Source organism: Mesorhizobium sp. M7A.F.Ca.CA.004.12.1.1 (assembly GCF_003997835.1).
Lineage (GTDB): Bacteria > Pseudomonadota > Alphaproteobacteria > Rhizobiales > Rhizobiaceae > Mesorhizobium.
Window position 1 is genome coordinate 1 of record NZ_RZRK01000405.1, and the last position, 5596, is coordinate 5596.

A 5596-nucleotide genomic window follows, 5' to 3' on the forward strand; every position below is an offset into this window, starting at 1 on the left:
TTCGTCGTCCTCGACCAGCAGGTCGCCGGTGGACGAACCCATGACTACCTTGATCCCGGCCGCGCCCGGCAACCGCTCAAGCTCGCCGACATCCCCGGCGTTTTCGCGGGTGCCGCCGACCCAGAAGGCAAAATCGCAATGCATGCGATCCGTGCCGCGCCGAACCTTGTCGGCAAGCGCTGCCTCGCTGGTGGTCAGCGGATTGGTGTTGGGCATCTCGAACACGGCGGTGACGCCGCCAAGCACGGCTGCGCGCGAACCCGTTTCCAAATCTTCCTTGTGCTCCAATCCCGGCTCACGAAAGTGCACCTGACTGTCGATGACGCCCGGCAGGATATGCAGGCCGCGGCAGTCGATCGTCTCGCCCGCCGAGGCCTGGCGGAGATCGCCGATGGCGGCGATGCGCCCGCCCTTCACGCCGATGTCGCGAGCCCCTTCGCCGTCGTGGTTGACCACGGTGCCGCCTGTCAGGATGAGGTCGTAGATCATGGCCATGCTCTCTTGCGGGGGGAGTGCCAGCGGCTTACGTAAAGGCCGACCGTTTTGCAAGATCAGGTTGCTTTTCCACCCATGCCCTTTGCCCAGCTCAAAGACCGCGCCCTCGTTTCCGTATCAGGTCCGGATGCCGAGCATTTTTTGCAGAACATCCTGACCACCGATCTCGACATCCTGGCTCCCGGCGAAGCCAAGCCCGGTGCGCTGCTGACGCCGCAAGGCAAGATCCTGTTCGATTTCCTGATCTCCCGCACCGGCGAGAATGCATTTTGGCTCGAATGCCGCGCCGACATATCGGACGATTTCATACGCCGGCTGACGCTCTACAAACTGCGCGCCAAGGTCGAGATTGCCAAATCCGATCAGGCATTTGTCATCGTCGCATGGGGACATGAATCAACACCCTCGCAATCCGATTCAACGGCGGCCGCCGACACACGCTTTCCGAAGGGTGCCGTCACGCGTTCCTATGGCGAAACAGATAAGCGCAGCGATGTCGCCGCGTGGCAAGCCTTCCGCATTGCCGGCGGCATTGCCGAAAGCGGCAGCGACTACCAACTCGGAGACGCCTTCCCCCACGACGTGCTGCTGGACGAAACCGGTGGCGTCGGCTTCAAGAAGGGCTGCTATGTCGGCCAGGAGGTCGTCTCGCGCATGCAGCATCGCGGCACCGCCAGGCGGCGCGTGCTGATTGTGTCGGCTGACGGGTCCCTGCCCGCGCCCGGCATCGAACTGACCGTCGAAGGCAGGCCGGTTGGCATGCTTGGCTCGACCGCCGGCACGATCGGTCTGGCGATTGCGCGCATCGATCGGATCAAGGCGGCGCTCGACGCCGACCTGCCGATCATGGCGGCGGACGTTCCGGTTACACTAGCCATTCCCGGCTGGGCAAAATTCGCCTTCCCGCAGGAAGCCGTCAGCGCGGAGGAGGCCTGATGGCGGCCGACCGCGTCGGCGCGCCGGCACGCGCCTGGCAGCGCATGTTGTCGGGCCGCCGGCTCGACCTGCTCGATCCCTCTCCGCTCGACATCGAGATTTCAGACATTGCGCATGGGCTCGCCCGCGTTGCCCGCTGGAACGGCCAGACCAGCGGCGAGCATGCTTTTTCGGTTGCCCAGCACTCGCTGCTGGTCGAAGCGCTGTTCCGCGACCTGGTACCCGAGGCTTCGGCCGACGCCCGGCTGGCGGCTCTTCTGCACGACGCCCCCGAATATGTCATCGGCGACATGATCTCACCGTTCAAATCGGTGATGGGCGGCAGCTACAAGGATTGTGAGTTGCGGCTGCAGCGCGCCATCCATCTGCGCTTCTCGCTGCCGCAGGAGCCAAGTGCTGCGCTGCGCAAGGAGATCAAGCGCGCCGACCAGATCGCCGCCTATTTCGAGGCAACGCTGCTCGCCGGCTTTTCGACCGCCGAGGCGACCGAGTTCTTCGGCCGTCCGCGCGGCTTCAATGCCGACCGCTTCGATTTCACGCCACGCTCGGTGACCTGGGCGCAAAATGCGTTCCTGAAGCGGTTTTCCGCGATCGAGACGTCGCGGCACCAGGTTTCGGCAACCGCAATCGGCTAAAGCGCGTCGCGCTGAAACGGATTCATGCGCCGCGCTTTAGGTCTTGTTTTATGCATGTCGTTTTCCCCAAAACCGAGGTCACTTTTGGGCGACATGCATTAAAACGCTAAATTAACCGGCGGCGGCCACAATAGCGCGTTCGATCACGGTCCGCAGGCGCGCTCATGCCCGTCGCTGATGCCAAGGATGGTTCGACCATCCCGAAACGGGAGGCCGAAGGCATGGACCGCTCCCGCCACATGGAAGACGAACTGCGCGAGCAGAACCAACGCTTTTCGGCTGCGGTCGAGAACATGTCGCACGGCCTGTGCATGTTCGACGCCGACGAGCGGATGATCATCTGCAACGGCAACTACCTGAACATCTTTTGCCTCGAAGCCAGCGTCATAAGGCCCGGCATCCGGTTCCTCGACATTCTGCGCCACAGCGTCGATATCGGCATCGCCTCGCAAACCGCCGACGAACTCTACGCCATCCGCAAGCCCTATATCGATCAGGCAAAGCCCTCGACCTATGAAGAAACACTGTCGGACGGCCGCATCGTCAGCATCTCGCACCGCCCTCTGGCTCTGGGCGGCTGGGTCTCGATCTACGAGGACATCACCGAGCAGCGCCGCGCGCAAGAGGATCTCAAGGAGCAGCACCGCCGCTTCGACGCAGCGCTTGCCAACATGTCGCAAGGCCTGCTGATGTACGGCGCCGACGGCAAGATGATCGTGCGCAACCGGCGTTTTCTTGAACTCTACAATGTCACCGCGGCAGACTTCCCGCTTGGAACGACGCACCGCGAGGCGCTCGAAAGATTGCTGGAACTCGGCATCTATACGGAGATCGACGTCGACAGCGAAGTCGCCAAGACCGAAGCCTGCCTGACGGCGGCAAAAATGCATTCGGCCTACCGGCATCTTGCCGACGGCAGGACGGTTCTGGTCACACGCCGGCCGATGAACGGCGGCGGCTGGGTAGTGACCTTCGACGACGTCACAGAACGTCGCCGCACCGAAGAGCGCATGACCCATCTTGCGCATCACGATACGCTGACGGGATTGCCCAACCGCTCGATGTTTCGCGAACGGCTCGACCTTGCGCTGGAAGCCACGGCGGTCACGCCGCTGGCAATCTTTTCGCTCGATCTCGATCGCTTCAAGGCGGTCAACGACACCTGGGGACATCCGGCCGGGGACTGGCTGTTGAAGAGCGTGGCCGAGAGGCTGCAGCGCTGCCTGCACAACGAAACCGACGTCGTCGCCCGTTTCGGCGGCGACGAATTCGTCATCATCCAGTTCAACTTCAAGGGCATTGCCAATGCAGAAAAACTCGCGAAGCGCATCGTCGAGACAATCGGAAAACCGTTCCGCGACAAGAGCCGCGAGATGCATGTCGGCATCAGCCTGGGCATCGCGGTTTTCCCCGACGACGGTGGAGATGCCGACGCGCTGCTGAGAAACGCCGATACGGCGCTTTACCGGGCGAAGAGTGAAGGGCGCAATCAGTATCGGTTCTTCGAACCCGGAATGGACGCTATGGTACAGGCACGGCGTGCGCTGGAGATCGACCTCGAGACCGCGCTGCCGCGCCAGGAATTCGACCTCGACTTCCAGCCCATCATGAACATCGCATCCGGGGAGATCGTCGGCGCCGAAGCCTTGATGCGCTGGCATTCGCCGACACGCGGCACGGTGGCGCCGGACAGCTTCATTCCGGTCGCCGAAGACACTGGATTGATCGTGCCGCTTGGCGAATGGGCGCTGAGGAAAGCCTGCACGGCGGCGGCCGACTGGCCCGCCGGCCTGCGCGTCGCGGTCAATGTCTCGGCCGTGCAACTTAAAAGCGGCAGCTTCGCCCGCAGCGTCATCTCGGCGCTGGCTTTCTCCGGCGTGCCAGCCGATCGGTTGGAGCTGGAAATCACCGAAACCGTGCTAATGGACGAAAGCGAGGCGGTGCTGAGGACGCTGCGGCAGTTGCGCGAACTCGGCATCCGCATCGCGCTGGACGATTTCGGCATCGGCTATTCCTCGCTCGGCTATCTCAGGCGTTTTCCCGTCGACAAGATCAAGATCGATCGTTCGTTCATCCACGACCTGGGCAATCGTGACGCCGCGGCGATCGTTCGCACCGTCATCGGGCTGGGCGCCGAGCTTGGCATCACTGTCACCGCCGAGGGGGTCGAGACCGAGGTGCAACTCGACATCCTGCGCGGCAATGGCTGCACAGAGGCGCAGGGCTATCTGATCGGCGTGCCGTCAACGGCGGCCGAGATCCAGCGTCTGCTGAAATCCCGAGCACTGCACAGCCAGACCGGCTGAGGCCGGCCATCGTCAACGCAGCGTGTCGATGTATTTGCCGTGGAAGCTGACATAGCCGGGCTCGACCACCTTGAGATGCCGCTCGATCAGCGCATGAAACCGCGGCAGTTGATGAAACGGCACGCCTGGATAGGCATGATGCTCGGCATGGAACGGCATGTTCCACGCCAGCCTGCGGACCAGCCAATTGGTCAGCGTGGTCCTGGTGTTCTCCAGCATGTTGGCGACGAACGGACAACGGCCGTGCTCGGCTAAGAGATAGAGGCGCAGAAACGGCTGCCCCAACAGAGCGGGCAAGATCCAGACATAGACAAGCACCGAGAGCCGGAAATAAAGGGCCAGCAGAAGGACCACGGCATAAAAGGCAATCATGGCGCGTGCCTCGCTGCGTACCTTGTCATAGCCCTTTGGCGGAACGTAGCTTTCGCGACAACCGCCCGCCGCGTTAGCATAGAGCGTCTTGAGGTGGCCCCACCATAACGGGATGCCGGATATGTGGACGAGGTATTGCCGCCATGTCTCCGGTTTCGGGAAGGCCAGTTCAGGGTCGTTCTCCGGGTCTTGCGTGTATCGATGGTGGGCAAAGTGGAAGTAGCGGAACCAGTCCGCCGGCAGTGCGATCGCCAGACTGCACACCCGCGCCACGACATCGTTCAGCCGCTGTGCCTCAAAAGCCGTGCGATGAACCGTCTCGTGCAGCAGCGTGAACAGGAAGACGATGAGGATACCTTGCGGAAGCATCAGCAGTGGCCAGAACGGCACCTTGGCGGCGATCAGCGATCCGACGACCACGATCGCGCCCCAATGAGCAGCAAGCTGAACGAGGCCCGCAACATCAGACTTGGCGGTCAGCCGGTTGCGCTCCTCCTGCGTCAACGATGAAATTACGTCACGATGATCCACGTGCTTCGATCCAGACTGGAGTTTGATGAACCCATTGTAGCCAATGAACAACCTTTCCAAAAACGACGATTTCTGCAATCTAGATAAGCAGAACTTATCTATTCGGTGAGTATGGCCGTACCTCCCTCTCTCAAAGGACTTCAAACTTTCGAGGCTGCGGCCCGTACAGGCAGCTTTGCCGCGGCAGCGGAAGAGCTTTCGGTGTCGGCCGCTGCCGTCAGCCAGCTCATCCGCACGGTCGAGGAGCAGATGGGCCGCAAGCTGTTCCACCGCGTCAACCGGCGCGTCGTCCTCACCGAGGCCGGCGTCGAGATGCTGCCC

Annotated in this window: 6 protein-coding genes; 4 read left to right on the plus strand and 2 right to left on the minus strand. The window is 62.2% G+C overall.

The genetic code is table 11. The features are described 5' to 3' along the window. On the minus strand, positions 1 to 495 hold a 495-nt coding region (locus tag EN984_RS20650), incomplete at its 3' end, for an amidohydrolase family protein (protein WP_164765554.1). Between the two features lie 75 nt (positions 496 to 570). Between EN984_RS20650 and EN984_RS20655 the strand changes: the two genes are divergently transcribed. The 3 genes from EN984_RS20655 (at position 571) to EN984_RS20665 (ending at position 4372) form a co-directional block, all read left to right on the plus strand. Beyond that, entirely contained in the window at positions 571 to 1431 is an 861-nt protein-coding gene (locus tag EN984_RS20655) for a folate-binding protein YgfZ (protein ID WP_127271671.1), read from the plus strand. Further along, positions 1431 to 2066, plus strand: coding sequence for an HD family hydrolase (locus EN984_RS20660; RefSeq protein ID WP_127271677.1), 636 nt, complete (start codon positions 1431 to 1433; stop codon positions 2064 to 2066). The genes EN984_RS20655 and EN984_RS20660 overlap by 1 nt, the downstream gene beginning before the upstream one ends. Before the next feature lie 164 nt (positions 2067 to 2230). After that, on the plus strand, positions 2231 to 4372 hold the full coding sequence (locus EN984_RS20665) for an EAL domain-containing protein (protein ID WP_127268530.1): 2142 nt from the start codon (positions 2231 to 2233) through the stop codon (positions 4370 to 4372). A 12-nt stretch (positions 4373 to 4384) separates the two neighbouring features. Here the strand turns inward: EN984_RS20665 and EN984_RS20670 are convergent, their stop codons facing one another. Beyond that, positions 4385 to 5275: a fatty acid desaturase family protein gene (locus EN984_RS20670; RefSeq protein ID WP_127268531.1), complete on the minus strand. Its 891-nt coding sequence runs from the start codon at positions 5273 to 5275 to the stop codon at positions 4385 to 4387. Positions 5276 to 5386: 111 nt separating this feature from the next. On the opposite strand from EN984_RS20670, the gene EN984_RS20675 reads away from it, so the two are divergent. Beyond that, a partial coding sequence (locus EN984_RS20675) for a LysR family transcriptional regulator (protein WP_127383916.1) occupies positions 5387 to 5596 on the plus strand: 210 nt, incomplete at its 3' end.